22 protein-coding genes are annotated in these 24484 nt (G+C 65.4%); 16 read left to right on the top strand and 6 right to left on the bottom strand.

Translation table 11 applies throughout. The annotated features are described in order from the left end of the window. Positions 1 to 48: 48 nt before the first annotated feature. Genes LRC39_RS09445 through LRC39_RS09455 form a run of 3 tightly spaced genes read right to left on the bottom strand, consistent with a single transcriptional unit; the run spans position 49 to position 3727 of the window. Positions 49 to 255: a hypothetical protein gene (locus LRC39_RS09445; RefSeq protein WP_164571790.1), complete on the bottom strand. Its 207-nt coding sequence runs from the start codon at positions 253 to 255 to the stop codon at positions 49 to 51. Next, complete coding sequence (locus LRC39_RS09450) at positions 252 to 1415, bottom strand: PepSY-associated TM helix domain-containing protein (RefSeq protein ID WP_346297067.1); 1164 nt, start codon at positions 1413 to 1415, stop codon at positions 252 to 254. Before LRC39_RS09450 ends, LRC39_RS09445 begins: the two co-directional genes overlap by 4 nt. Continuing rightward, positions 1412 to 3727, bottom strand: a complete 2316-nt coding sequence (locus LRC39_RS09455) for a TonB-dependent siderophore receptor (protein WP_346297068.1) — start codon at positions 3725 to 3727, stop codon at positions 1412 to 1414. Before LRC39_RS09455 ends, LRC39_RS09450 begins: the two co-directional genes overlap by 4 nt. 376 nt (positions 3728 to 4103) lie before the next feature. Here LRC39_RS09455 and LRC39_RS09460 point away from each other — a divergent pair, with 376 nt between their 5' ends. Next, positions 4104 to 5426, top strand: coding sequence for a caspase family protein (locus tag LRC39_RS09460; protein WP_346297490.1), 1323 nt, complete (start codon positions 4104 to 4106; stop codon positions 5424 to 5426). Between the two features lie 12 nt (positions 5427 to 5438). On the opposite strand, the gene LRC39_RS09465 is transcribed toward LRC39_RS09460, so the two are convergent. Continuing rightward, a complete protein-coding gene (locus LRC39_RS09465; RefSeq protein ID WP_346297069.1) occupies positions 5439 to 5948 on the bottom strand; it encodes a hypothetical protein in 510 nt (169 codons plus the stop codon). 451 nt (positions 5949 to 6399) lie between these two features. Here LRC39_RS09465 and LRC39_RS09470 point away from each other — a divergent pair, with 451 nt between their 5' ends. From LRC39_RS09470 to LRC39_RS09480, 3 genes are all read left to right on the top strand, one after another. Next, a complete protein-coding gene (locus tag LRC39_RS09470; RefSeq protein ID WP_346297070.1) occupies positions 6400 to 7539 on the top strand; it encodes a patatin-like phospholipase family protein in 1140 nt (379 codons plus the stop codon). Between the two features lie 69 nt (positions 7540 to 7608). After that, positions 7609 to 9648 carry a S8 family peptidase gene (locus tag LRC39_RS09475; protein WP_346297071.1) on the top strand — a complete coding sequence of 680 codons (2040 nt, stop codon included), beginning with the start codon at positions 7609 to 7611 and terminating at the stop codon, positions 9646 to 9648. Between the two features lie 25 nt (positions 9649 to 9673). Next, on the top strand, positions 9674 to 10966 hold the full coding sequence (locus tag LRC39_RS09480) for an MBL fold metallo-hydrolase (protein ID WP_346297072.1): 1293 nt from the start codon (positions 9674 to 9676) through the stop codon (positions 10964 to 10966). Between the two features lie 302 nt (positions 10967 to 11268). Here the strand turns inward: LRC39_RS09480 and LRC39_RS09485 are convergent, their stop codons facing one another. Then, positions 11269 to 12444, bottom strand: a complete 1176-nt coding sequence (locus LRC39_RS09485) for a serine hydrolase domain-containing protein (RefSeq protein WP_346297073.1) — start codon at positions 12442 to 12444, stop codon at positions 11269 to 11271. Between the two features lie 132 nt (positions 12445 to 12576). On the opposite strand from LRC39_RS09485, the gene LRC39_RS09490 reads away from it, so the two are divergent. Both LRC39_RS09490 and LRC39_RS09495 read left to right on the top strand, forming a co-directional pair. Further along, positions 12577 to 12828: a BrnT family toxin gene (locus tag LRC39_RS09490; protein ID WP_346297074.1), complete on the top strand. Its 252-nt coding sequence runs from the start codon at positions 12577 to 12579 to the stop codon at positions 12826 to 12828. Continuing rightward, a complete protein-coding gene (locus LRC39_RS09495; RefSeq protein ID WP_346297075.1) occupies positions 12821 to 13120 on the top strand; it encodes a BrnA antitoxin family protein in 300 nt (99 codons plus the stop codon). The genes LRC39_RS09490 and LRC39_RS09495 overlap by 8 nt, the downstream gene beginning before the upstream one ends. 70 nt (positions 13121 to 13190) lie before the next feature. Here the strand turns inward: LRC39_RS09495 and LRC39_RS09500 are convergent, their stop codons facing one another. Next, positions 13191 to 14258 (bottom strand): linear amide C-N hydrolase, encoded by a 1068-nt coding sequence (locus tag LRC39_RS09500; RefSeq protein WP_346297076.1) that lies wholly within the window; start codon positions 14256 to 14258, stop codon positions 13191 to 13193. A gap of 208 nt (positions 14259 to 14466) precedes the next feature. Between LRC39_RS09500 and LRC39_RS09505 the strand changes: the two genes are divergently transcribed. From LRC39_RS09505 to LRC39_RS09550, 10 genes are all read left to right on the top strand, one after another. Next, complete coding sequence (locus LRC39_RS09505; protein ID WP_346297077.1) at positions 14467 to 16056, top strand: MDR family MFS transporter; 1590 nt, start codon at positions 14467 to 14469, stop codon at positions 16054 to 16056. A gap of 123 nt (positions 16057 to 16179) precedes the next feature. Further along, positions 16180 to 17580 (top strand): TAXI family TRAP transporter solute-binding subunit, encoded by a 1401-nt coding sequence (locus LRC39_RS09510; protein ID WP_346297078.1) that lies wholly within the window; start codon positions 16180 to 16182, stop codon positions 17578 to 17580. 110 nt (positions 17581 to 17690) lie between these two features. Continuing rightward, positions 17691 to 17855 carry a Flp family type IVb pilin gene (locus tag LRC39_RS09515; RefSeq protein ID WP_263991294.1) on the top strand — a complete coding sequence of 55 codons (165 nt, stop codon included), beginning with the start codon at positions 17691 to 17693 and terminating at the stop codon, positions 17853 to 17855. A gap of 292 nt (positions 17856 to 18147) precedes the next feature. Continuing rightward, positions 18148 to 19698 carry a hypothetical protein gene (locus tag LRC39_RS09520; RefSeq protein WP_346297079.1) on the top strand — a complete coding sequence of 517 codons (1551 nt, stop codon included), beginning with the start codon at positions 18148 to 18150 and terminating at the stop codon, positions 19696 to 19698. Between the two features lie 99 nt (positions 19699 to 19797). Then, the gene (locus LRC39_RS09525; protein WP_346297567.1) at positions 19798 to 20121 is read left to right on the top strand and encodes a hypothetical protein; all 324 of its coding nucleotides are present in this window, start codon (positions 19798 to 19800) and stop codon (positions 20119 to 20121) included. 269 nt (positions 20122 to 20390) lie between these two features. Continuing rightward, entirely contained in the window at positions 20391 to 21566 is a 1176-nt protein-coding gene (locus tag LRC39_RS09530; protein ID WP_346297080.1) for a phage portal protein, read from the top strand. 25 nt (positions 21567 to 21591) lie between these two features. Next, entirely contained in the window at positions 21592 to 21792 is a 201-nt protein-coding gene (locus LRC39_RS09535; protein ID WP_107355073.1) for a hypothetical protein, read from the top strand. Positions 21793 to 21796: 4 nt separating this feature from the next. After that, complete coding sequence (locus LRC39_RS09540) at positions 21797 to 21973, top strand: hypothetical protein (protein WP_346297081.1); 177 nt, start codon at positions 21797 to 21799, stop codon at positions 21971 to 21973. 86 nt (positions 21974 to 22059) lie between these two features. Further along, positions 22060 to 22734, top strand: a complete 675-nt coding sequence (locus tag LRC39_RS09545; protein WP_346297082.1) for an HK97 family phage prohead protease — start codon at positions 22060 to 22062, stop codon at positions 22732 to 22734. A gap of 167 nt (positions 22735 to 22901) precedes the next feature. After that, positions 22902 to 24155, top strand: a complete 1254-nt coding sequence (locus tag LRC39_RS09550; RefSeq protein WP_346297083.1) for a phage major capsid protein — start codon at positions 22902 to 22904, stop codon at positions 24153 to 24155. Positions 24156 to 24484: the final 329 nt, after the last annotated feature.

The following is a 24484-nucleotide window of genomic DNA, read 5'->3' on the forward strand; positions in this document are numbered from 1 at the left end:
CGGACGAGCCGGGCGATGACGTCTGTCTATGTTGAACAGCTGTGCCCTTTATCGAGGTTCGGCCCGCTTCGGGCCGATCTGCCAATAAACGACTGCCACCGCAACGGGCAGTGCGAGCGCGATCCAGGAGATCCAGTCCCACAGCCCGTCGCCGAGCAACGCTGTCGTGAGCCCGAGGGCGGTGATGACGCCGATCGCGAGCGGCGCGGCGAAGATTTGCGCGGTGGTGTGCGAGGCTCTGCGGGGCTTGCTCATGCCGGCCTCGCATCGGTCGATTGGACTTCCGCCGGCTGCGTTGCGGTCCGGCTGCGGGCATGGCCGCCGAAGCGCTGCTTTGCGACCCAGAGATAAAGTCCGGTGATCAGCACGACGATGCAGACGAGGTCGAGCAGACCCCAGACGATCTTGAGTGGTAGGCCACCATAGTCGCCGAAATGCAGTGGCCGCGACATCTGCAGCAGCGTCAAATACCAAGGCATCTGCGGCACCAGCACGGGCACGGTTTGATCGACATCGACCAGCGTCGGGGTGGCGATCAGCGCCGTGAGCGCGGAGTTGCCCTTCATCCAGACCACGAGATGGCGGGGGCTCCCAAAATTCTCCGCGGTTGGCATCGTGATTGAGGAAAGACGCCCCTCCGGCATGGCGGCGCGAACCCGCGCGATCGCCTGATCCAACGAGGACGGCTGGGCCACCGGCGCACCGCGATACGGTGCCAACAGAGGCGGCAGCACCTGGCCGCGCCAGTAGTCGTACATCGGCATCGCCAGCGTATTGATCGCACCTGTGATCCCGACCACGAACAGCCAGACCGTGGTGACGATGCCGAACAGGTTATGCAGGTCGAGCCATTTCAGCCGCCGCGAGCGCTGACGGACGGTGCCGAATTCGAGCCGGCGCATGAACGGTGCGTAGACGACGACGCCGGAGACGATCGACACGACCAGCAAGAGGCCCATCGCGCCGAGGAACAATTCGCCCGGCAGCTCGAGCAGCATGTTCTTGTGGAGCAGCAGGATGATGTCCATCACGCCCTGCTGCGGCCGCTCTTCGCCGAGCACCACCTTGGTGCGGCCGTCCATCACCAGGCGATAGAACTTGCCGCGCATCGGCTTTGGCGTCGGCGACATCGAGACCACGACCGTATCCGGTTGCTCGTCCCGCCAGGTGACGAACAGAACGTGGTCGCCAGGGCGGGCCTGCTGAGCAGCGCGCACAACGTCGTCGACCGGCGCAGCCGGGACGTTGCCCGGCAGGTTCGGCGCGGCGAATTTTTGCTGCGTCAGTTCCTCGATCTCCTCATGGAAGATCAACGGCAGGCCGGTGAGGCACAGCATCAGCATGAACAGCATGCTGATCAGCGAGGTCCAGGTGTGGACCTTGCTCCAGATCCTGAGTGCGCGTGTCCCGGTCACCAGCGATAGCTCGCGGTCGCGGTGATGACCCGCGGGGTGATGTATTGGCAGCCGCCGGTCACCGTGCACTGCGCGTGGTCGTTATTGGCGATGTTCTTGACGTTGAGCGCCAGATTGATGCCCTTCGGCTGGCGATAATGCAGCCCGGCGTCGAACACCGTATAGGCGTCGTTGGTCAGCGTGTTGAGGATGTCCATGTAGGATTCACCAACGTAGCGGACGCCGGCTCCGAAGCCCCAGCCAGCGAGCGGTCCGCTCTGCAGCGTGTAATCGACGAAGCCCGACGCCATGTTGCGCGGGATCTGCACCGGCACCTTGCCGATATCGCCGTTGTTGCTCTGGGTGTTCTTGACGTTCTGCAGCGTGTAAGTCGCCAGCAGATTCAGCCCCGGCATCGGTTTGGCGAGCAATTCGAGCTCGAGGCCGCGCGAATTCACCTGGCCGGTTTGGATGCTGTAGTTGAGATGCAGCGGGTCGGCCGTCAGCACGTTGTCCTGGGTCAGGTCGAAGACCGCAGCCGTGAACAAGAGATCTCGGTTCGGCTGGAACTTGATGCCGCCTTCGTACTGCTTGCCCTTGGTTGGCTTGAAGGCATTCGAGCTGAAATCGATGCCGGCTGTGGGCAGGAACGATTCGGAATAGCTGACATAGGGGGCAACGCCGCTGTCGAAGACGTAGGTGAGGCCGGCGCGCTTGGTGAAGGCGGTGTCGTCGTTCGGCTGCGGCACGCCGTTCAGGCGGTTGAGGGTGGTCTGCTGGGCGGCATCGTAGCGGCCGCCGAGCGTCAGGATCCAGTTCTGCAGCTTGATCTGGTCTTGGAGATAGATGCCGGCCTGGTTCAGGTTCTGCTTGTAGCTCTGCAGAAGCGTCGTCGGGATCACGATCTGCTGGCCGTAAACCGGGTTGACCCGGCTGAGCGATGGCGCGGTGCCGCCGAACTGATCGCCGCTGAGTTGGAACGTCTGATAATCGGTGCCGATCAGCACGGTGTGCTGCAGCGGACCGGTCCAGGTCTTGGCGATGACGTGGTTGTCGATGTTGAAGGTGTCGCTGGTCTCCAGCACCTTGCGCGAGACCCGCGGGAACACGGTCTGGGTGTCGAGCGGGGTGCCGGCGAAAGTGATGTAGCGATATTCCAGGTCGACATGGCCGTAACGGGCGCGCGAGCGCACGATCAGATCGTCGCTGAAGCGATGCTCGAACTGATAGCCGATCCGATATTGGCTCTGGTCGAAAGTGTTGTACGACGGATCGCCAAGAAACAGCGGCAGCGCCTTGACGTCGACAATCTTGCCGCCTCGCACGACACCGACCGATACCGGAAATGCGTTGCCGAATACATCGTGCTGATAATCGCTGAGGATCGTCAGCGAGGTGTCGTTGGTGGGACGCCAGGTCACCGCCGGCGCGATATAGGCCCGGTCGTCCTTCACCTTGTCGGAGAATTTCGCGATCTGCGCGTCGGAATCCCGCAGCACGCCGGTGAGGCGATAGAGCAGGGTCTTGTCCTTGTCGATCGGGCCGCCGACGTCGAACGCGCCCTGCACCCGGTCGGCGGTGCCGACGAGGCCGACCACTTCGCCGAACGCCTGATCGGTCGGGCGCTTGCTGATCAGATCGATCAGGCCGCCGGGCGGGCTCTGGCCGTACATCACCGAGCTCGGTCCCTTGACGACGTCGACGCGCTGGACGCCGTAGGGCTCATTGCGGAACACCGAGAAATAGGCCGAGCCGTTGGCGGTGTCGCGCAATCCATCGCGGAAATTGGAGAAGCCGTTGGTTTCGAAGCCGCGGATGCGGGCCTGATCGTAGCGCGGATCGGCGCCGCCGGTCTGCACCGCGACACCGGCGGTGTATTGCAGCGCCTGCGCGACGGTGTCGACGCCGCGCGCGTCGAGATTGTCGCGGCTGATCACCGAAATCGATTGCGGCGTTTCGATCAGCTTGGTGTCGGTCTTGGTGCCGCTGGCACTGACGCTGGGGACGAAGCCCGGCACCGGATCTGTGCCGCGTTCGAACACCGCGCGCTGCGTGGGCTGCACTGGCTGCGGAGCTTGCGCGGCGCGCTGGGCTGAGCGGCGCGACGGGCCCGCGGCGGCGCGATTCCGGTCGCGCGCAGGCTGCGCCTGGCGCCGGCTCGCCTCCGGGGCGGCGACTTCGACGGCGGGCAGCTGGGTCGCCTGCGGTTTGGCATCCTGCGCGGCGGCTTGCGCCGAGGGCCACACCACCGGTGAGATCAGCGCGCTCGTCAGCAGCAGCGCGTTGACCACAGAACTGCGACCGGCATTCACGCCGGCATGACCCAATTTCATCGCTTACCCCCAAATCGAGGGCGCGAAGTAATCGGATACGGCAACGTGTATCAACGCTGCTGCGAAGCTTTTGCGCGAAGCCAGTTTGGAATCTATCAAACGATATCAGGCGCCCGCCTGCGCACGATCCTGATGGGCGAGTATCGCGTTGATTCAGTTGAATTGTGGGCGGCGGGACAGAGATGCGCGTTACCGCACCGTCATTTTTGAATCGTTCAAATCACATGAGGTGATTGGGGATGACTCGGCGATCGGTCGGAGCGTGACAGGTCGTCGCCTCGATGACTTGCCGGCGATTTGCGGGCGCAAACCAGGTTTTGCCGGGTCGCGGAATCCGGATAGTCTGTGGTCCGACCCGAGCTTAGGCGGATCTGGCATGGGGCGGATTGCGACCGGAATTGCGCTGATGCTGGTGGCGGCGATTTGGCAATCGCCGGCGCTGGCCGACAAGCGGGTCGCCTTGGTGATCGGCAATTCCGGCTACCAGAACGTATCGCGGCTCGACAATCCGAAGAACGATGCGGCGCTGATGGCCGAAACGCTGGGGGCGATCGGCTTCACGCTGGTCGGCGGCCGCGCCCAGCTCGATCTCGACAAGCAGGCGCTGGATGGCGCCGTGCAGGCGTTCGGCCGCCAGAGCGAAGGCGCCGACGTGGCGCTGTTCTTTTATGCCGGCCACGGGGTGCAGGTCAGCGGCGCCAATTATCTGGTGCCGGTGAACGCCAATCCGGTGCGCGAGGCCGACGTCGACTTCCAGATGGTCGATGTCAACGTCGTGCTGCGGCAGATGCAGGGAGCGGGGACGCGGCTGAAGATCGTGATCCTCGATGCCTGCCGCAATAACCCGTTCGGCACGCGCGGACTGCGGGCCGCGGAGGGCGGTTTGGCGCAGATGCGGGCGCCGGATGGGACGCTGATCTCCTACGCGACCCAGCCGGGCAGCGTCGCGCTGGACGGTGCCGACGGCCACAGTCCCTATACCAGGGCGCTGTCGAGCACGGTGCGGCGGGCCGGGCTCGACATTTTCCAGACGTTCAATCAGGTCGGCTTGGCGGTGATGCGGGCGACCGCGGGGGCCCAGCAGCCGTGGGTGTCGTCGTCGCCAATCGACGGTACGTTCTACTTCGTCGCGCCGCAGCCAGTGGCGCCGGCCGCGAGCCAGGAGGCGCGGCTGAGCGAGCCGCGCCCGGATCGCGATCGTATGCCGCTCACCGGGGCCGTCGAGCTGCGCGAATTGCGTGAGCGGCTGTATGCGCTGAATTTCGACCCCGACCAGCCCGACCCGAACAATGGGCTGCGCCGCGCAATCGGCCAGTATCAGCAGAAGGCGGCGCTGCCGCAAACCGGGGAGGCGACCGAGGGGCTGCTCGACCGGTTGCGCGAGACGGTCGATCTGCAGCCGTGGGGGTCGATCGTGTACGACCCGGATAAAGAGAAGTGGGGGATCTCCTGGAATCATCGCAGCCGCAAGGCGGCGGTGACCGACGCGCGCGGCAATTGCGGCACCGCCAAGTGCGCAGTCGAACTCAGCTTCTACGGATCGCGCTGCGGCGCTTTCGCGGTGTCGCGCGACTCCTGGGCGCTGCTCGACCGCGAGAGCCTTCAACTCGCCAAGGATGCTGCGCTGAACTCGTGCGCGAAGTCCGGCAAAGGATGTCGCATCGTCGGCTCAGTGTGCGCCGATGGCACCGGCCGCTGACGCTGCAGAACGTTATTGCTTGGATGCCGTCCAGGTCCCGACGCATCCGTCGGAACGCCGGAAGGTGCCGGAGCCGTGACGGCCGGAGAACCTGCCTGACGACGTCCAGCTCACCCCGCCGGCCGCGCCGGCGCCGCTGGTCTGGCCGCTCGCAGAAACCCGGCCCGACGTATATTGCCCGACGAGCCGGCCGCTGCTGATCAGCACCGCTTCGGACGCCGCCCCGCACGGCCGGCCCACGCTGGCGACCAGCCAGGCCCCGTCGAAATTATCGCCGCTGCCGCCAGTGCTGCGTCTTGCGCTGCGCCGTTCGCGCGGCTCGGACCGGCTGGCGCGTGGCGGGCGGGACGGCTCGGCATCGCGTATCGCTTTGCGGGAGCCGGTCACCGCCTTGTCGGTGTTGCCGATGCTGCCACCGGCGCTGCCCGATTGCGCCGCGGCGAGCTGCGGCAGCGCAGCGGCGGGCAGCGTGACCGCGAGCAGCGCAACACCGACGATTGATCTGCTGATGGTGAGGGTCATGCGAGGCATTTTCCGAAACGCAGCGTCAGTGATGAGCGGTCGGCAGTTGGCATCGATCAACACACCCACACGCCGACGAAACGACGCGTGCCAGCTCATCGAGCCCGACGTGCATCAGCTTTGCCGGTGCCGCGGTAGCCGTCAAGAGCACGTTGCGCACCTGCTGTCCCTTCACCGGATCTGCCGCCTGATATCGGCGCCGACCCGGTGACGGCATCTGATAATTGTGTGACGTCAATGACGTTACTCATTGTGCGCCGCTCCATCGATCGCGCCGCGATGGAGCGCGAAGCGTGATTACTTTACAGTAAGCGTGAGCGGTGCTAACCTTCAACTGTAAGTCGTATTTTCCTGCTTGATGAATAGTTATGTCACGCGCGTGAACGTGAAGACGTCGCGTGATGACGTGAGCTGATTGAGGTCGTCCAGCCGATTTGAGAGGGCAGTGGGCATGACCGATTCACCTGTAGGACGTGTGCCGACCGAAACCGTGCCACCGAAGCTTGAGGATGGCATCGCGCTGTGTTTGTCCGGCGGCGGCTACCGCGCGATGGTATTTCACGTCGGGGTGTTGTGGCGACTGCACGAGACCGGCATTCTCAAATCCATCAGCCGGCTTTCGAGCGTGTCAGGCGGCTCGATCACGGCGGGTGTGCTGGCGCTGAAATGGTCGCAACTGAGCTTTGCACCAGGCAGCACCACGACCGAATTCGTGCGTGAGGTGGTGGCGCCGCTGCGCGCCTTTGCCAGCGAGACCATCGACGCCGGATCGATCCTGTGGGGCATCGCGCTGCCCGGCGTGTCGATCGGCGACGAGATCGCCAAGGCTTATGACAGCGGGCTGTTTCACGGCGCCACGCTGCAGGATCTGCCGGATGCACCGCGCTTCGTCATCAACGCCACCAATGTCCAGTCGGGCGTGCTGTGGCGGTTCGCCAAGCCGTTCATGCGCGACTACCGCGTCGGCGAGGTGAAGAATCCGACGGTCACGCTGGCTCAGGCCGTCACCGCATCGTCGGCATTTCCGCCGGTGCTGTCGCCGTTCCAGCTGCGGCTCGATCCGACCAAATTCACGCCGAATTCCGGCGACGATCTGCAGCGCGAGCCGTTCACCAGCCGGGTGTTTCTCACCGACGGCGGGGTGTACGACAATCTCGGGCTGGAGACGGCGTGGAAGCGCTACACCACGATCCTGGTGAGCGATGCCGGCGGTCACATCGCTGCCGAAGAGGAGCCGGCGACGGATTGGGCGCAGCACTCGTATCGCGTACTGAATCTCGTCGACAACCAAGTCCGTGCGCTGCGCAAGCGGCAGCTGATCGACTCCTTCAAGGCGCATGTGCGCGGCGGCGCCTATTGGGGCATCCGCACCGACATCGGCGACTACCAGCTGCCGGACGCGCTGCCGTGCCCGCACATCCGCACCATGCAGCTCGCCGAGATCGCCACCCGCCTGAAGCGGCTCGATGACGTCACCCAGGATCGCCTGATCAACTGGGGCTACGCGGTGTGCGACGCGGCGCTGCGCAAACATGTCGACGATAAGCTGCCGGCGCCGAAGCAGTTTCCGTATCCCCAATCGGGCGTGTGAATCCCGGAGGGCCACGCCGGCCCGGTTGGACGCAGACGCACGGGAAGGTCGCCAGCGGGAGGACAAGCAATGGCGGGGGACATTGGGGCGTCATGGCCGACGGGCGACGACGACCGTCCGATGCAGTTCTCGCTGCCGGGCGAGATCGTCGAGACGATCCTGCTTGGCCCCGCCGACGATCGCCGGGTGCTGCAGGACTCTCCGCTGCTCGGCGATGTCTGGACCGCTTATGCGCTCGATCCCGGCGCGCGCCAGGACGTGCTGATCACGCCGCACTACAAGGCGACCGCCGCCGACGTCGCCAGCATGATCCGGATCGGGCGTTCGATCTGGAATGGCAAGAACGGCGAGAAGGTCAGCCCCTCGACGTTACGGCCGCTTGAATCCGCCAAGATCGCCTATTTGCAGGGGCTGGTCGCCGCGCAGCTGTTTTTCGGCGAGGTGCTGTGCATTTTGGTGCCGCTGACGCAATGGTGGCGGCAGCCGCAGGTTGCCGGCCGGATCGAGAATGTCGCCGACCGCAGAGCTGCGCTGGTCAAGCTGCTGCAGACGCCGCCCGGCGCCACCCGCAAGGCGCGGATCAGCATCGATCCGGAGAACTACTCGTCGCTGGAGCGCTACATCGCGCTGGCGGGATTGATCTTCTGGATCGGCAAGCGCGCCCGCCGCGCCGAGGATCTTCCGCTGCCGGGCAGGGATGGCGAGCCACGCCAGCCGTTGCCGCCGCTGCCTGAGCTGACGGCGGACCAAGCTTTCGCACTCTACGCGCCGTATGCCGAGGAGATCGTCGAACAGGTGTTCGAGGTCTATCCGAAGGTGCAGGAGCATCTGGAGGAGTTGCTCCGCACGAGTGCCGAAGCGGGCGATCTCGATGACGAGGCGCTTGCCGAGGGCTTCATCTTCCAGGTCTCGCTCAATCGGCGAGCCGACACGGCGCTCGACCGCTCGGTGCCGGCGGTGAAGGCGGATGCGGCGCAGTCGCTGTTCCGCGTGATGTGCGACCGGATCGTCTGGGGCGTGATCGACTCCGGCATCGACGGCAGCCACCCGGCGCTGCAGATGATCGACGAGCAGGCGACCACCGATCCCGAGCATCCCGTGTTCATCAGCCGCGTTAAAAAGACCTTCGACTTCACGCGCATCCGCGAGATCGTCACCAGCGAGGTGGACGATGTCGAGCCCGCCGTGCTGGCCGAACTGGCAGCCGGAGCTGGGTTGGACATCGGCTCAGCGAAGGCATGCCTCGAACGGATTTCCGCGGACGCTGAAAATCGGCGGCCGATCAATTGGGCCGACGTTGAAAAGCTGATCACGCTGAAGAACCCAAAGGTGCCGACCAATCCGCACGGCACCCACGTTGCCGGCATCATCGGCGCCGATGGCGATTTCGCCGGCTCAGTTTACAGCGGCATGTGTCCGGACATCCGGCTGTACGATTTCCGGGTGATCGGCAAAACCACCGCCGACACCGAATTTGCCGTGATCGCGGCGCTGCAATACATCCGCTACATCAACGAGCGACATAACTATATCACGGTTCACGGCGTCAATCTCAGCCTGTCGATTCCACATAATGTGCGCAACTACGCCTGCGGGCGAACGCCGGTGTGCAACGAATGCGAACGGCTGGTGGAGAGCGGCGTCGTCGTGGTCGCCGCCGCCGGCAACCGCGGTTACCAGAAGTTCCAGACGGCCGATGGCCCGTTCGAGAACTACGCCGCCTTCAGCATCACCGATCCGGGCAACGGCGAGGGCGTCATCACCGTCGGCTCGACCCACGGCAACTGGCCGCAGACCTACGGCATCAGCTTCTTCTCCAGCCGTGGTCCGACCGGCGATGGCCGGCTGAAGCCGGATTTGGTCGCGCCCGGCGAGCGGGTGCACTCCACCGTGCTGGATCACGGATGGGCGCCGGAATCCGGCACCAGCATGGCGGCGCCGCATGTCAGCGGGGCGGCCGCGATGCTGCTGGCGCGCTATGAAGAACTGATCGGCCAGCCGCGGCGGGTCAAGCAGATCCTCTGCGCCAGCGCCACCGATCTCGGCCGCGAACGAAGTTTTCAGGGCCACGGCATGCTGGATGTGCTGCGCGCCTTCCAGTCGATCTGACGCTGCACAAAGGTGGAGCAGGACGATGTATTTCAGTCTCGACGTGCTGAGGGCAAGGCAGGGCGATTGCCTGATGCTGCATTACGGCACAGCGGAGAGGCCCCGACTGATGCTGATCGACGGCGGTCCCGCGACGGTGTATGCGAAGTACCTGAAGCCGCGGCTGCAGAAACTGCGCGCGGCACGCGAGAAGGCCGAACTGCTCGATACGGCCGACCCGCTGCCGGTCGATGTGGTGCTGGTCAGTCATATCGACGACGACCACATCCACGGTATCCTCGATCTGACCGGCGAGCAGCGCAGTCAGGCCGCCGGCATCCGGCTGGCCGTCACCAGCCTGTGGCACAATAGTTTCGACGACCTGCTATCGACCAAGCCGGATGAACTGGCGAGCGGTTTCGGCACTGCCTCGATCCTCGCCGGGGCGGACACCAACATGTTCGCCGGCGTCGAGATCGGCGAGAGCGAGGAAGAGGCCGCCGCGCAAGCCGTGCTCGCCAGCGTGCCGCAGGGGCGAACGCTGCGCGATGACGCTGCCGATCTCGGCTGGAAGCCGAACCACAAGTTCAAGGGCAAGCTGATCCTGACCGCTCCCGACGCCGCGCCGGTCGACCTCAACGGTGTGACCATCACCGTCGCGGGCCCGCTGCAGGACGAACTGCAGGCGCTGCAGGACATGCACGATCAGTGGCTGAGGCAACGCAAGGCCGACGGCACCCGTCCTACCGCGTCGGCGATGCTCGCAGCTTTTGTCGACAAATCAGTGCCGAACCTGTCGAGCATCGTGCTGCTCGCCGAATGCGGCGGCAAGACCATGTTGCTGACCGGCGATGCGCGAGGCGACAAGATCATCGAGGGGCTGGAAACGTCCGGCAAGCTGGCCGAGAACGAGACGCTGCACGTCGACATCCTCAAGGTGCCGCATCACGGCAGCGACAACAACATGGAGACCTCGTTCTTCGAACGCGTCACTGCCGATCACTACGTGTTCTCCGGCAACGGGGACTACGGCAATCCGGAGCGTGCCACGTTGCAGATGCTACTCGATGCGAGGGGCGTGGCCGACGACTATACGATCCATCTGACCTATCCGATCGACGAGATCGATGCCGGCCGCGAGGCCGATTGGGTCAAGCAGCAGGCCAAGGAAGCGGGCCGGGCGAAGCCGCCGAAGGGTGGTGTGCGGCCGGACTGGTCGGCCGATGAGCAGGGCCTGGCGGCGTTCTTCGCCGATAACCCGGAGTTGGCTGCCAAGGTGAAGATCGTGGCCGACGGCAAACCGCATCTGATCGATCTGCTTGATAAGGTCGCGGTCTGACAGGGCGGCCGGCGCGGCGGACATCCTACCGTCGCTGGGCCGGGATGCTAAGCCGCCTCCGTAAAACTACGGCTGGGACATTCCCGGACTCGGGATTTGCCCAAATAGAACGCACGCAGGAAGTGTGTCACATACTGAACATCCGCGATGCGGTTCGTCGCGGTCCCCTTCCTTGGGGCGTTTCCTCCCTAGACTTGGGCCCGGGCGCCGAATGGCGACCGGGCCTCTTTATTTGTTTTCAAATTGTATCAGCCGCGCACCTGTTCAGGTGCCACGAATTCCGCTACGCCCAGTCAGTAATTTTACGAGGCGAGGCAGCGACGAAATTCCGGCAGCGCACGATGTGTCACCGCCCAGGCCGCATTGTCGACCGCCGCGCCCTGCGACGATAGCTTGGCGATCACCAGGCGGTTCTCCGGATCGACGAACAGATTCTGGCCGTGGATTCCCATCGCGAACATCGTCTTCGGCTGATCGTGAATCACGTACCAGCCGCCGCGATAGCTGAAATTCCGGTACGGGAACAATTTCTGCCACTCGCCCTGCCGCCACGCGTCGCGGTCACCAGCCGTCCATAGATCGTCGATCCATGATGGCGGGACGATGGTGCGGCCGTCGCGGTAGCCGTCGTCGAGCATCATCTGGCCGATACGTGCGAAATCGCGTGCGACCATGCTGAAACCGCCGGTGGTGCGAGCCTGTCCCTGCCGGTCAGTGGTGATCGAGGCGGGCTGTTCGGCGCCGAGCGGCCGCCACAACAGGTCGGAGACCAGCGTCGCAAACCGGGTACCGGTGGCGCGCTCAATCGCCCAGCCGAGCAGATCGGTGTTGGCGGAAACGTAGCGGAACGGCCCGCCATGCGGCTGAGGCTTAATCGAGAGACTACGATAGAACGTCTTCAGATCGGTCGGCGGCAGGTCCCCAGGGACTGGATCCCATCCGGCGGCGGCCGAATAGGCGCGCTGGGCGTCCAGGTCGATCAGAATGCCGGTCCGCATGTCGAGCATCTGGCGCAGCGTCGCGCCCTGATAGGCGGTGCCCGCCACTTCCGGGATCAGCGTCGTCACCTCGGCGTCGAGCTGCAGGTGGCCGCGCTCGCTGAGGATCCCGGCGATCAGCCCGGTGATCGATTTCGACGCCGACATGATGATATGCGGCGTCGTGGCGGTGGTGCCGTTGGCGTAGGTCTCAACCGCGATCCTGCCGTCCTTGAGCACGACCAGCGCGTCGGTCTCGGTGGCGGTGAGGAAGCCGTCGAGGTCGAGCGTTCCGCCGCCTTGGGGCCGGACGCGAAAGTCAGCCAAATCGAGCGGTGCCGCGGGCAGGGACCAGATATCGTCCGGCGCGTTGGCGATCGTCTCGGTCGGAATCAGGGCCTCGATGTTGCGGAACGACCAGCGGCTGAACGGCAGTTCGCGCCAGTTGGCGAGCGTGGCGCCGACTGCGTCCTCCGGCGCGGCGAGATCGGAAGGGGACATATGAACTCCAGGTGGGGACCCGGAGTATGTAGGCGCTCGGCCGCCGATGGTCCATGCTGGCGGCCCGTCTGCTGCCGCTCGCCCAGCTTGACGCCGATTTTATTGTAGATACATTATAATGAGTTGATCGCGATGCGGATTGTCTGGGACGAGCACAAGCGGCTCGTCAATATCGACCGGCATGGGATGAACTTCGCCGATCTCGATGAAGCGTTCTTCGAACGGTCGGCGATCGTTCCAGCAAAGCTCGACCGAATGATCGCGGTCGGAGAATTGTTCGACGGAGTCATCGTCGTTGTATTTCTCAAGCTCGGCACTGAGGGCGTCAGCGTCATCAGTATGCGTCCTGCAAGTCGCAGGGAGGGGAGACTGATCGATGAATAAAAAGCTCTCGAAGACGTTTCAGCCCGGCCGAGGTTACAGCAAGCAGGATTGGGACGATGTTGAAAGTCCGGAACTGACGGCGGAGCAGATCAAAGAGCTTCGCCCATTCGCCGAAGTGTTTCCCGATCTCGCCGCCTCGATCCGCCGCGGGCGCGGACCGAACAAGGCGCCGACCAAGCGGCTGGTGTCGCTGCGGCTGTCGCCCGAGGTGATCGACACCTACAAGGCCGGAGGTCCCGGTTGGCAGTCGCGGATCGACGCCGATCTGCGTCGTATCAACAAGATCAAGTGAACCCGACGTTTCGTCTCCGAGAGAGGCTCTCGGAGACTGCAGTTCGAATCTGTTGTGCTGTCGGCCGACCTCACAGCCCTTGAAACTTGAACGGCTCTGAGGGTTTGAAGCGATCGTGCACTTCGCCTGAGAAGATGTTGCTTTGGCCGGGGCCGAGGTCGAGCTTCTTCACGACACCCTTGTCCGCGGCGAACTCGATCTTGGTGAGATCGACCCAGAATACGTTCGGCGTCAGCGCGGACTCAAAGAAGTACAGTTTGCGCTTGTGGTCGGCGACACTGCGCCAGCGGGTCGAGGAGATGTTCGGTTGGTCGGGCGTCGAGATGCCGAACGGCACCGACGCATTGCGGATCACGCTGAAAGCGGCGGCGATCGATTCCACCGGATCGGGCGTTTTCGGAATCGCCCCGACATAGAACGATGCCCGCGCGAAGCGGTCGGCGGCGCGATTGGTGCCGGGCAGCATCACCGTGCCGCCGATCTGCTGCCAGTACGAATAGAGCGTGAGCTGCTGATCGAAGGTCGGTGAATTCGTCATCACCTGATATTGCCGGCCGTGATGGATCACCTGCTTGCCGTCGATGTATTCGATGATGGCGCTGTCACCGGAGGCGTCCGACAGCGCCAGGTGCACCGTGGCAAGGCGCTGCTCACCTGGCATCTTGTCGGTGACGACCGTGAACGGTTCCTTCGCCAGCGCCTCGACCGCTTCGGTGACGGTGGCGAAATTGTCGAGCGCATATTGAGGCCACAGCGACAGCGCCAGCCCCGGCTTGGAGCCGTCAAACGGCGGATATTGCGATTCCGCCAGCCACAGCACGTTTGCGACCAGCCCCGCCTCGTTGATGCCGTCCGAAGTTGCAACATCGTAGGCGGACGCGATCACGCTGCCGTAGCGTGCGGTCCATTGGGCCGAATTCGGGCCGGCCTCGCCGGATCGCTTGATGCCGCGGGGGAAGATCCAGAGATTGGTGCCGATGTCACGGGCCCAATCCATCGATCGCGCCGTGATCACCTGATTGTCGGCGCCGAGATAGACCAGGCGCGTGCAGGCGTCGGCGACCGGCGGCAATAACAATCCCGCGATGGCAGCTGCGCCGGCGCAGGTGGCGAGGAGACGTCGCTTGAACCCGATCATGCCTGACTCCAATCCCCACTAAGCGGGGGCGTATTTTGCCATGCGGAACATTCCGCCAGTCGCTGATCATATCCCGAGTCCACGGAGCAGCAGCGGTACGCGGTGCACCCATGCGCTGACGTTGCTGTCGTTCCAGCAGGGGATGCATTAGTAGGATATATTAGCGATTTCCCCCGCATTGTGTCAGCTGACGAGATTCCGCGCCCGCATGAGCATGTCCGAACGCCAGAGCCGTCAACCTGCGGGCCCGCCCCACCATCTGCTGTCCGACGAAGCCGCCGCAGAGCTCTCCAGCATTCCGACCGAAGTGATCAATCTCGGCGACGCGCCGCCGTTGGCGCCGGCCGGTGCGCTGACGCAGGGGGAAGTTCGCGCAATCTTGTTGAGCCTGCTGCTGGCGATGTTTCTCGCAGCGCTCGACCAGACGATCGTCGCCACTGCGCTGCCGACGATCGGGCGTCAGTTCGGCGATGTCGAAAACCTGTCCTGGGTGATCACAGCCTATCTGCTGTCATCGACAGCGGTGGCGCCGGTGTTCGGCAGCCTCGCCGACATCTATGGCCGTCGCATGATGATCATCGTCTCGCTCAGCCTGTTCGTCGCCGGCTCAGTGATGTGCGCGCTGGCGCCGAGTCTGCTCGTCCTGATCCTTGGCCGTGCGCTGCAAGGCCTGGGGGGCGGCGGCATCATGCCGATCGTGCAGACAGTGATCTCCGATGTCGTCAGTCCGCGCGAGCGCGGTCAGTATCAGGCGTATTTCTCCGGCGTGTGGGTGTCGGCCGGGATCGGCGGCCCGATCCTCGGCGGCTTCTTCGCCGAGCATCTGCACTGGTCGATGATCTTCTGGATCAACCTGCCGCTCGCAATCGGCGCGCTGGCGCTCCTGCTGCCGAAGATGGCGAAGATCCCGGTGTATCACCGCCGCCGGAAGGTGGATTGGCTCGGCGGCATGCTGCTGATGGCCGCTGCGATGGCGGTGATGCTGGTGCTGACCTGGGGCGGCAACCGCTTCTCCTGGCTGTCGCCGACCATCCTGGCGCTGTCGGGCGCGGCTGTGTTGCTGGCGGTGAGCTTCGTCTGGCACGCGCTACGGGCGCGTGAGCCATTCCTGCCGCTGCAATTGATGAGCGGGACGGTGGTGCCGTGGGCGATGGCAGGCGGCGCGTTCACCATGGGGGCGATGATCGCGCTCACCGTGCACATGCCGTTGTACTACGAGGCGGTGTACCATCTGACCGCCAGCCAATCCGGCCTCGCGCTGATTCCGATCGCGGCGATCTCGGTGTTCGGCGCGGCGTTCACCGGCCGAGCGATGGTGCATGTCGAGCGCTACAAGCGGATCGCGATCACCGGTACTGGTTTTGCGGCGTTGATGGCCGCGGCGATCGCTGTGCTGACGCCGCTGCCGCTGTGGCTTTTTTTGGCGCTGCTGTCGCTGTGTTCGCTCGGCCTCGGGACGGTGTTTCCGGTCAGCGTGGTGTCGATTCAGAACGCGGTGCCTCGGCCGCAGATCGGCACCGCGACCGGCGCGATGAACTTCTTCCGGGCGCTGATGGCCTCGTTCACGGTGGCCGGATTCACGGCGATCCTGCTGATCGCGCTCGGCGGCGACGTGCAGCTTGGCGGCGCCGAGCATCGCCATGTCGTCGGCAGCGTCGGGTCCGCCGAGATGATCGCGGCGTTCCGCTGGGTGTTCGGCGCGGCGGCGCTGATGCTGACGGCCTCGGCACTGTGCATCGTCGTGATGGAAGAGCGCAAGCTGGCCGGACCCGAACCGACGCTCGCGCTTTCGGAGTAGGCGTCGACGGTCGGATTTGCCGATACCCCGCAATCGAAAATTGAGTACTCTGCCGCACAATGGCCGTAAGCTCGGCGCAGGGCGTGAGCCGGCGCCGCGCCGGCGCGAGAAGCGGGTGACGGGATGGCATCCCCGGACGGCAGTGGCAGCGACAGTTTCCGCAAGCGGCGGCGCCGCAATCGCGAGCGTTTTGTGCTGGCGGCGGTGCTGACATTCATTCTGGTCGCGGTCGGCGTGCTCGCCTTGGTGTTCTACGAGTTGCGGCCCGTCAGCCTGAAGATTGCGGTAGGGCCGGGCGGCGGCGACGATCTGAAGCTGGTGCAGGCGCTGGCGCAGAGTTTTGCGCGGGATCGGGCGGCGGTGCGGCTGGTGCCGTTGGTGACCGGTGGCGCGACGCCGAGCATCGAGGCGTTTCGCGACCATAAGGCGGACCTTGCGGTGACACGCGCCGACCTCGACTTGCCTGCCGACGCGCAGGCGGTGGCGGTGCTGCGCAAGAACGTGGTGGTGCTGTGGGCGCCGTCGTCGGCCGGCAAGGGCAAGAAGTCGGTCAAGACGATTGCCGATCTCGCCGGCCGCCGGGTCGGCGTGATCGGGCGGACGCCGGCCAATGTCAAACTGTTCGACATCATTCTGGCCGAGTCCGGCGTCGCGCCCGACAAGGTCCAGAAGGAGCAGTTCGCCACCGGCCAGCTCGCCGAGATGGCGCGCGATCCCGCGCTCGATGCGTTCCTGGCGGTCGGGCCGCTCGACAGCAAGATCACCGGCGAAGCGATCGCCGCGACCGCGAAGGCGCGGGGCGAGCCGCGGTTCCTGCCGGTCGATGTCGGTGACGCCATCGCCAAGAAGTACCCGATCTACGACTCCGAAGAGATTCCCGGCAGCATCTTCTCGACCCAGCCGGCGCGGCCCGAGGACAAGGTCGACACCGTCAGCGTCAACCACCTGATTATCGCGCGGCAATCGCTGTCCTCCGTCACGGTGACCAAGCTGACCCGGCAGATCTTCGCCGCCCGGCAGCAGATCGCCCGTGAGATGCCGCTCGCCGGCAAGATCGAAGCGCCGGACACCGAGAAGGACGCGGCGCTGCCGGCCCACCCCGGCGCCGCCGCGTTCATCGACGGCACCGACCGCACCTTCATGGAGCGCAACAGCGACTACATCTGGGGCTTGGTGCTGCTGCTGTCCGGCCTCGGCTCGGCCGGTGCCTGGTTCCGCAGTTATTTGACCCGCGACGAGCGCGAAGCCGGCGCCAAGATGCGCGACCGTGCGCTGGCGATGGTCGCCAAGGCCCGGAAAGCGGAGTCACTTGAGGCGCTCGACGCCTTGCAGCACGAGATCGACAAGATCCTGCGCGACACGCTGGATTGTTACGACGACGGCGCGATCGAGGATCTTGAGCCGTTCAGCCTGGTGCTGGAGCAGTTCCACCACGCGGTGCTCGACCGCCGCGCCGCACTGAGTGCATCCGGCCCCGGCCTGGTTCCCGCTGATGCGGCGGCGCTGCCGGCCGCCCGGGCCTGATCGCTCGCAGTAGCGGGATGCCGTCAAGATTCCTGTAACTTGTCACCTCTACGGTTCCAGCCGGCTCCGGAAGAACCCGGGCGATGTGGTCGCGAACCCAGGAGAGTGCCGTGCGACGTCTGATTTCCCGCTTCTGGGCTGACACGCGCGGCGCCACTGCGATCGAATATGCCATGATCGCAGCGGGCCTCAGCATCGTGATCGTCGGCGTGGTGACGACGCTCGGCAACAGTCTGGCGGGTAAGTACACCTCGGTCAGCGAGGCGATGAAGTAACTCTCAGTCTCCGCCCCGTTTGGTCGGCGGGATGTTGGGGGCCGCCGGCCGTCCAATTTTCGAGTGTCGGTCTGCGTCAGCCCAATCAGGCTTCGCTGAAGCGGGGGCGGGCGCGTGAGCTGTCAGCAAGCTTCATTACGCTTGCCGAAGGCGTCTATCCTTACCGAATGCTTAACCTCACGCGCCGGGAACTCCGGTGCCTCGTCGGACGCCGCGATGGTTAACCGCTTCTTCGGCGTTCGCGGCTAACCGTTTGGGTTCGTCGTCCGACAGCCAACCGAAGGTCTGAAGCATGCGGCTCGCCGGCACATCGGCCTTAGGCGATGCACGATCCGGAACGGGATCTTGGTCCGCCGCCGATCCGTCGGGCGAACCGCTGGCCCGGATTCTCCTGACCTTTGCCGTCGCGCTCGGGGCGACTGCATTCTCGCCGCTGCTGCATATCGCCAGTCCGGTTCTCGCTATTGCGGTCGAGACGCTGATCGCGGTTGCGATCGCTCTGCTGATGCCTGCGCAGGGGCCGGTGATCGCGATCTTCGTGCTGGTGTTCCAGAACGTCTTCGTCTCGCTGTATTCGTCGCTGCTGACGGACCCGTCCGAGCTCGAGATTCTGAAAGGCTATAACTTTCTGATCTGCGCGGTGATGTGGCTGGTCGCGTTCGTGCAGTCGATCCTGTCACGGCGATCGCCCGGTCTGAACCGCATGCTGCTGGCGAGCACCGCCGTGCTGGCGGTGATGGGGATCTACTTCGTGATCGGCCTCGGCCGTGAGCCGAAGGCATCGGCGATCTATCTCCGCAACATCGGGCTGCCGCTGCTGCTGTTCCAGCTCGCGCTGCTAGCGGCCGCGAACCATCGGATTCGGGTGACGCCCTATCTCGTCATCATCGCGGTGATGATCCTGATCTGCGGCGCCGTCGAATTCCTGTTCCGCGATACCTGGCTCGCTCTCACCAATGGGCACGCCTATTGGCGGCTCGAAGAGATCAAGGCGGCGAAATCCGGCGTTTGGGAGCGCGAGATGCGCACCACCGGAAAGGTGATCGTCGGTATCAAGGATCTGTTCGTCGTCGACTTCTTCAACACCTCGCTGCTCAGCGGTCTCGGCCTCGGCCAGATGCTGCGGCTGTACGGACCGAATATCAGCCCGGTCAGCTTCGCTTACGGAATCGGGTTCTTCTCGCTGTTCCTGTTCGCGATTGGGCGTGCCGGTCTCGGCGCATTGGCATTCGTGTTGATGCTGCTCTGCGGCGTCAAAGGCGCGGCGATCATGGTGCTGTTCGTCGGCGCCGCCTGGATCGGCACTGTCGTGATCGGCCCGGTGCTGGTGCTGCTCGGCGCCATCGGCGTGCTGGCGCTCTATGCCGTCTTGGTGATCCACAGCGGCCTCAAGATCGGCGATTATCACGTCATCGGCCTGATGGGCGGATGGAACGGATTTCTGGCGGCGCCGCTGGGGCGCGGGCTGGGATCCGGCGGCAACCTCACTGAAGGATTCTCAGGCATCAACTGGCAGGCCGCGCAACAGGCCGGCGCGGTCGAAGGCGCCGCCGAAAGCTCGGTCGGCGTGCTGCTGTATCAGATGGGCGTGGCGGCTCTGGTTCCGCTCGGCTTCTACGCCGTCGTGGCGTGGTGGTGTTGGCGGCTCTACGCTCGTTCCGGCATCCTGCTGCTCGGCATGGCTGCATTCGGCATCTTGGTGGTGCTGACCAACGGCCTGTTCCAGGAAGAGGCGCTGTTCGCTCCGCCGGCGATGGGCTTCATGATGCTGCTGGCCGGGCTATTGCTCGGCAGCCAGATCCGCCAGGAGCAAATGCCGGGATCATCGGTGTTAAGAAAATAATCCTTGACAGCGTCACGCTGCCCCGGTAGCTTCCGGCCATGCTCCACAATTGGGTTCTGACGGCCCCGCTGAAAACGTTTCGGCGGACAGGCGACCGCGATGGTCGTGGCCTCGAACGCGGCCATTGCGGCGGCACTCACCGCAGCTGAGCCGCGCGATCGAAGTTCCCGCGTCGCCATTTGCCAGCCGAACATCTCGGAACAGGATTTTCGATCGTGCGTTGGCGCATCGATAGCAATGTCGATTAGCGCTCAACAACGAGGAGGGGTCATGGCGACTCGTGATGAAGGTCGAATCATCGAAAATCCGGTCGAGGCCCGACAAGGCGAACGTGGCCCCTCGGTGCTGGCTCTGCTGACAATCAGCACGGGCTTGGCCGTGCTGGTGTTGGGCGTGATCTGGTTTGTGTGGTTCAGGGTGTAGCAGCGGGATTTCTGCTCAGCACCCTGGTCACATCGACCACGAAGCGTCGAACAAGCGCCGAGCAAGTCTCGGCGCTTCGCTTTTGGGGGGCGACCCGACAGGGCCGGGTCTTTGCGTTGTGGCGACCGGAAGTGCCACAACGTCCTATCAACTCGGCACATCTCGCGCTCACAGCGCCATTCAATTCAATTCCCTCAAACGTATCTGAGCGCTGAAGTGCGAGGCCCTTTGTCTCGCGCTCAATGGCTGCTGAAGCGAGGACGCAAGCGATGTTCGATCGGCTCAAGGCCTTTCTCGCTCCTCCGGAGATCAAGACCTCGCGCACCGCGACGCTGCTGGCGTTTGAGCGCAGCGGTGTGGCGCGGTTCACGCCGCGCGACTACGCCGGGCTGGCGCGCGAAGGTTATGTGCGCAATGCGATCGTGCATCGCTGCGTCAGGCTGGTGGCGGAGAATGCCGCCGCCTGCGTGTTCGGCGTATTCGACGGCGCGCAGGAGAAGGAGGCGCATCCGCTCGCCGCCTTGTTAGCGCGCCCCAATCCTCGCCAGGACGGCACTGCGCTGCTGGAGACGCTGTACGCGCATCTTCTGCTCGCCGGCAATGCCTATATCGAGACCGTGACGCTCGGTGAGGCGGTGCACGAACTCTACGCGCTGCGGCCCGATCGCATCAAACTGATCCCCGGCGCCGATGGCTGGGCGGAGGCGTATGATTACAGCGTCGCCGGCCGCACCGTGCGGTTCGATCAGCATGCCGCGCCGGTTCCGCCGATCCTGCATCTGACGTTTTTCCATCCGCTCGATGATCATTACGGCCTGGCGCCGCTCGAAGCCGCCGCGGTCGCGGTCGACACCCACAACGCGGCGGCGCGCTGGAACAAGGCGCTGCTCGACAATTCCGCGCGGCCGTCGGGCGCGCTGGTGTACGCCGGCCCGGAAGGCGCCGTGCTCAGCGAGAACCAGTTCGAGCGGCTGAAGCGCGAATTGGAGCTCACCTACGAAGGCGCCGCCAATGCCGGCCGGCCGCTGCTGCTCGAAGGCGGACTGGAATGGAAGGCGATGGCGCTGACGCCGAAGGACATGGACTTTCTCGAGGCCAAGCACGCCGCCGCGCGCGAGATCGCGCTGGCGTTCGGCGTGCCGCCGATGCTGCTCGGCATTCCCGGCGACAACACATTCTCGAACTACCAGGAAGCCAACCGCAGCTTCGTGCGCCAGACCGTGCTGCCGCTGGCGACGCGCGTCGGCAATGCGCTGGCGCAGTGGCTGTCGCCGCAATTCGGAGACGGCGTGCGCCTGGTGATCGATACCGACCGGATCGACGCGCTGTCACCCGACCGCACCGCGCTGTGGGACCGCGTCACCCGCGCACCGTTCCTCACCCTGAACGAAAAGCGCGAAGCGGTCGGCTATGCGCCGATCGACGGCGGGGACCGGTTGGGGTGAGCCACTCGGGCCACGGAGCGTGCCGATGTCCGATCTGATCAAGATGTTCTCCGAGCGCGGGGACCTCGCTCATGTGGCGCTGTTGCTGTGGGCGATCGGGGCCAGTTTCGGGCTGTGGTTTGTACTTCGCGAGTGGGCGGCGGCGGTGCGGCGGTTTGATGATTTCGTCCACGCGCTCGATCTGTTCAACCGCCGCGCGCGGCGCCGGGCGCACGACGAGGAGTAGGGCGATGCAGCGGCTGTCCAGCGTGCTCAGCCGGGTCCGCGCCGAGACCAAGTCGGCGCGCGATCCGCAGGCGATCTTCCGTGAATTCCTGGCGCATCTGTCCGGCGCGCTGCGCAAGCCGGCGCCGCGGCGTGCTGCGCCCAAGCCGCCGCGCAAGCGGTCGGCCAAGCGCGCGAAGTAACCACCGCGCACCCCGCGGCGACTCCGCCGCACACGCCACCTCTCACCACCGCCATCCGCACTCACGCGTATCTTGCGAGGCCGCTCATGCTTGCCCCGTTGCCTGCGCTCGCCCCGTCCCCTTCGCCTGCGCCGCTGCCGGCGCGGCTGTCGCTCGCCGAGGACGGCAGCATCGACGGCTATGCCAGCCTGTTCGGCGAGATCGACCAGGCCCGCGACATGGTGATGCCCGGCGCTTTCACCCAGACGCTGAAGCAGCGCGGCTTGCGAAAAATCCCGATGCTGTTCCAGCACGATCCCGCCGAGCCGGTCGGCGTCTGGCTGGAGCTGGCCGAAGATCTGCGCGGCCTGCGCGCCCGCGGCCGGCTGATCCCGGATGTGGCGCGCGGCCGTGAACTGCTGGCGCTACTCCGCGCCGGCGCGATCGATGGGCTGTCGATCGGCTATCGCACCGTGCGCGGCCAGATCGATCCGAGGACGCGGGTGCGGCGGCTGTACCAGGTCGATCTCTGGGAGATCTCGATCGTCACCTTTCCGCTGCTCAACGGCGCGCGCATCGCCACCGTCAAGCAGACGCCGCGGCCCTCGCCGCAGCGCGCCGCGGCGGAGGCGGCCTGGCGCCGCGTCCACGACGCAACGACCCATTCGGACGATGCCGCGGAGGCACCGGCATCGCCGACCCGGCGCGGGAGGATCGCGGCGACGCTGTCCACCCGCGCCGGCCGCAAACAGGCGCTGGCGAGTATCAGCCGGCGCAGCTGAGCCGCGCGCAGGGCCCGACTACTGATCCGTCGACCAATTACGACCGCCGTGCCTTGCCCCTCACCCCAGCCCTCTCCCCGCAACAAGGCGGGGAGAGGGGGACGGCTGCGGCGCGGGGCGGCGCTTCCGATCGCAACACACACTTCATCCCCCACGAAGGACAGCCGATGACCACGTTCGACCACGCTCCCGAGACCAAGGCCGGCTTTGCCGGCGACGATGCGCAGCAGGTGTTTGATGCCTTGATGCGCGCGTTCGAGGACTACAAGGCCGAGAACGACGCGCGGCTGAAGGCGATCGAGACCGGCAAGGGCGACGTGCTGGCCGAGGAGAAGCTGGCGCGGATCGACGCCGCGCTGGATCATCAGCAGCGCCGGCTCGACGAACTCGCGCTGAAGGCGGCGCGGCCGCAGCTTGCGGCGGAGCGGCCGCAGCCGGCCGCCGATCAGCGCGAGCACAAGAGCGCGTTCGAGGTCTATGTGCGCACCGGCGAGGCCGCCAGCCTGCGCCGGCTGGAGACCAAGGCGCTGTCGGCGGGCTCGGCGCCCGACGGCGGCTATCTGGTGCCGACCGAGCTCGAGCAGTCGATCAGTTCGCGGCTCGCCGCGATCTCGCCGATCCGCTCGCTGTCGACCGTGCGCGAGATCTCCGGCGGGGTGTACAAGAAGCCGTTCGTCACCGCCGGGCCTGCGACCGGCTGGGTCGGCGAGGGCGACGCCCGGCCGCAGACCACTGCGCCGTCGCTGGATGCGCTGTCGTTTCCGGCGATGGAGCTGTACGCGATGCCGGCCGCGACCGCGACGCTGCTCGACGACTCTGCAGTGAACATCGACGACTGGCTGGCGGGCGAGATCGACCAGGCGTTCGCCGAGCAGGAGGGCATCGCCTTCGTGTCCGGCGACGGCGTCAGTAAGCCGAAGGGCTTCCTCAGCGTGCCGACCGCGGCCAACAGCGCCTGGAGCTGGGGCAAGCTCGGCACCATCTCGACCGGCGCCGCCGGCGCGTTCGCCGCCACCGCGCCCGGCGACGTGCTGATCGACGTGATCTACGCGCTGCGGCCGGGCTATCGCCAGAACGCCAGCTTCGTGATGAACCGGCGGACGCAAGCCGCGATCCGCAAGTTCAAGGATTCCTCCGGCGCCTATCTGTGGCAGCCGCCGGTCACCGCCGGCGGCCGCGCCAGCCTCGCCGGCTTCCCGCTGGCGGATGCCGAGGACATGCCGGACATCGCGGCCAATTCGCTGTCGATCGCGTTCGGCGATTTCCGCCGCGGCTATCTGATCGTCGATCGCCAGGGCGTGCGCGTGCTGCGCGATCCGTATTCGTCGAAGCCCTACGTGCTGTTCTACACCACCAAGCGCGTCGGCGGCGGCGTCCAGGATTTCGACGCCATCAAGCTGGTGAAGTTCGCGGCGAGCTGAGGCGCAGCGCCGGTTCTCCCTCTCCCGCCTGCGGGAGAGGGCCGGGGTGAGGGCGACCCACGCACGGCGCTGGCAGGGGACGGTTGGGTTGATGGGCTGTGCCATAACCGGCCGAGCCGCCAGCCCGGAGCTGTAGCCCAGCGAAGCACATCCGAGTAAGGCCTTCGTCCCTGCCTCTTTCCGTGGAGATTATGCAGGCTCCGACAAGTTTAGTCGGTCGACTTGCCGGACGGGTCCGGCAGAAATGCATCGCGAGCTTGCGCGCGGGCCTTCCAACGAAAGTCAAGCCAAAAGGCTATATGGTGGCCTTTACAACCAGATGTAGTCAG

Origin of the sequence: Rhodopseudomonas sp. P1, from assembly GCF_039642825.1 — a bacterium.
In the GTDB taxonomy this organism is placed as follows: domain Bacteria; phylum Pseudomonadota; class Alphaproteobacteria; order Rhizobiales; family Xanthobacteraceae; genus Rhodopseudomonas; species Rhodopseudomonas palustris_H.

What these genes read in the sequence shown, in the direction of transcription:
- LRC39_RS09445 (WP_164571790.1), bottom strand. Translation starts at nt 255, where the DNA reads ATGAGCAAGCCCCGCAGAGCCTCGCACACCACCGCGCAAATCTTCGCC.
- LRC39_RS09455 (WP_346297068.1), bottom strand. Translation starts at nt 3,727, where the DNA reads ATGAAATTGGGTCATGCCGGCGTGAATGCCGGTCGCAGTTCTGTGGTC.
- LRC39_RS09460 (WP_346297490.1), top strand. Translation starts at nt 4,104, where the DNA reads ATGGGGCGGATTGCGACCGGAATTGCGCTGATGCTGGTGGCGGCGATT.
- LRC39_RS09465 (WP_346297069.1), bottom strand. Translation starts at nt 5,948, where the DNA reads ATGACCCTCACCATCAGCAGATCAATCGTCGGTGTTGCGCTGCTCGCG.
- LRC39_RS09470 (WP_346297070.1), top strand. Translation starts at nt 6,400, where the DNA reads ATGACCGATTCACCTGTAGGACGTGTGCCGACCGAAACCGTGCCACCG.
- LRC39_RS09475 (WP_346297071.1), top strand. Translation starts at nt 7,609, where the DNA reads ATGGCGGGGGACATTGGGGCGTCATGGCCGACGGGCGACGACGACCGT.
- LRC39_RS09480 (WP_346297072.1), top strand. Translation starts at nt 9,674, where the DNA reads ATGTATTTCAGTCTCGACGTGCTGAGGGCAAGGCAGGGCGATTGCCTG.
- LRC39_RS09485 (WP_346297073.1), bottom strand. Translation starts at nt 12,444, where the DNA reads ATGTCCCCTTCCGATCTCGCCGCGCCGGAGGACGCAGTCGGCGCCACG.
- LRC39_RS09490 (WP_346297074.1), top strand. Translation starts at nt 12,577, where the DNA reads ATGCGGATTGTCTGGGACGAGCACAAGCGGCTCGTCAATATCGACCGG.
- LRC39_RS09495 (WP_346297075.1), top strand. Translation starts at nt 12,821, where the DNA reads ATGAATAAAAAGCTCTCGAAGACGTTTCAGCCCGGCCGAGGTTACAGC.
- LRC39_RS09500 (WP_346297076.1), bottom strand. Translation starts at nt 14,258, where the DNA reads ATGATCGGGTTCAAGCGACGTCTCCTCGCCACCTGCGCCGGCGCAGCT.
- LRC39_RS09505 (WP_346297077.1), top strand. Translation starts at nt 14,467, where the DNA reads ATGAGCATGTCCGAACGCCAGAGCCGTCAACCTGCGGGCCCGCCCCAC.
- LRC39_RS09510 (WP_346297078.1), top strand. Translation starts at nt 16,180, where the DNA reads ATGGCATCCCCGGACGGCAGTGGCAGCGACAGTTTCCGCAAGCGGCGG.
- LRC39_RS09520 (WP_346297079.1), top strand. Translation starts at nt 18,148, where the DNA reads ATGCGGCTCGCCGGCACATCGGCCTTAGGCGATGCACGATCCGGAACG.
- LRC39_RS09525 (WP_346297567.1), top strand. Translation starts at nt 19,798, where the DNA reads ATGGTCGTGGCCTCGAACGCGGCCATTGCGGCGGCACTCACCGCAGCT.
- LRC39_RS09530 (WP_346297080.1), top strand. Translation starts at nt 20,391, where the DNA reads ATGTTCGATCGGCTCAAGGCCTTTCTCGCTCCTCCGGAGATCAAGACC.
- LRC39_RS09535 (WP_107355073.1), top strand. Translation starts at nt 21,592, where the DNA reads ATGTCCGATCTGATCAAGATGTTCTCCGAGCGCGGGGACCTCGCTCAT.
- LRC39_RS09540 (WP_346297081.1), top strand. Translation starts at nt 21,797, where the DNA reads ATGCAGCGGCTGTCCAGCGTGCTCAGCCGGGTCCGCGCCGAGACCAAG.
- LRC39_RS09545 (WP_346297082.1), top strand. Translation starts at nt 22,060, where the DNA reads ATGCTTGCCCCGTTGCCTGCGCTCGCCCCGTCCCCTTCGCCTGCGCCG.
- LRC39_RS09550 (WP_346297083.1), top strand. Translation starts at nt 22,902, where the DNA reads ATGACCACGTTCGACCACGCTCCCGAGACCAAGGCCGGCTTTGCCGGC.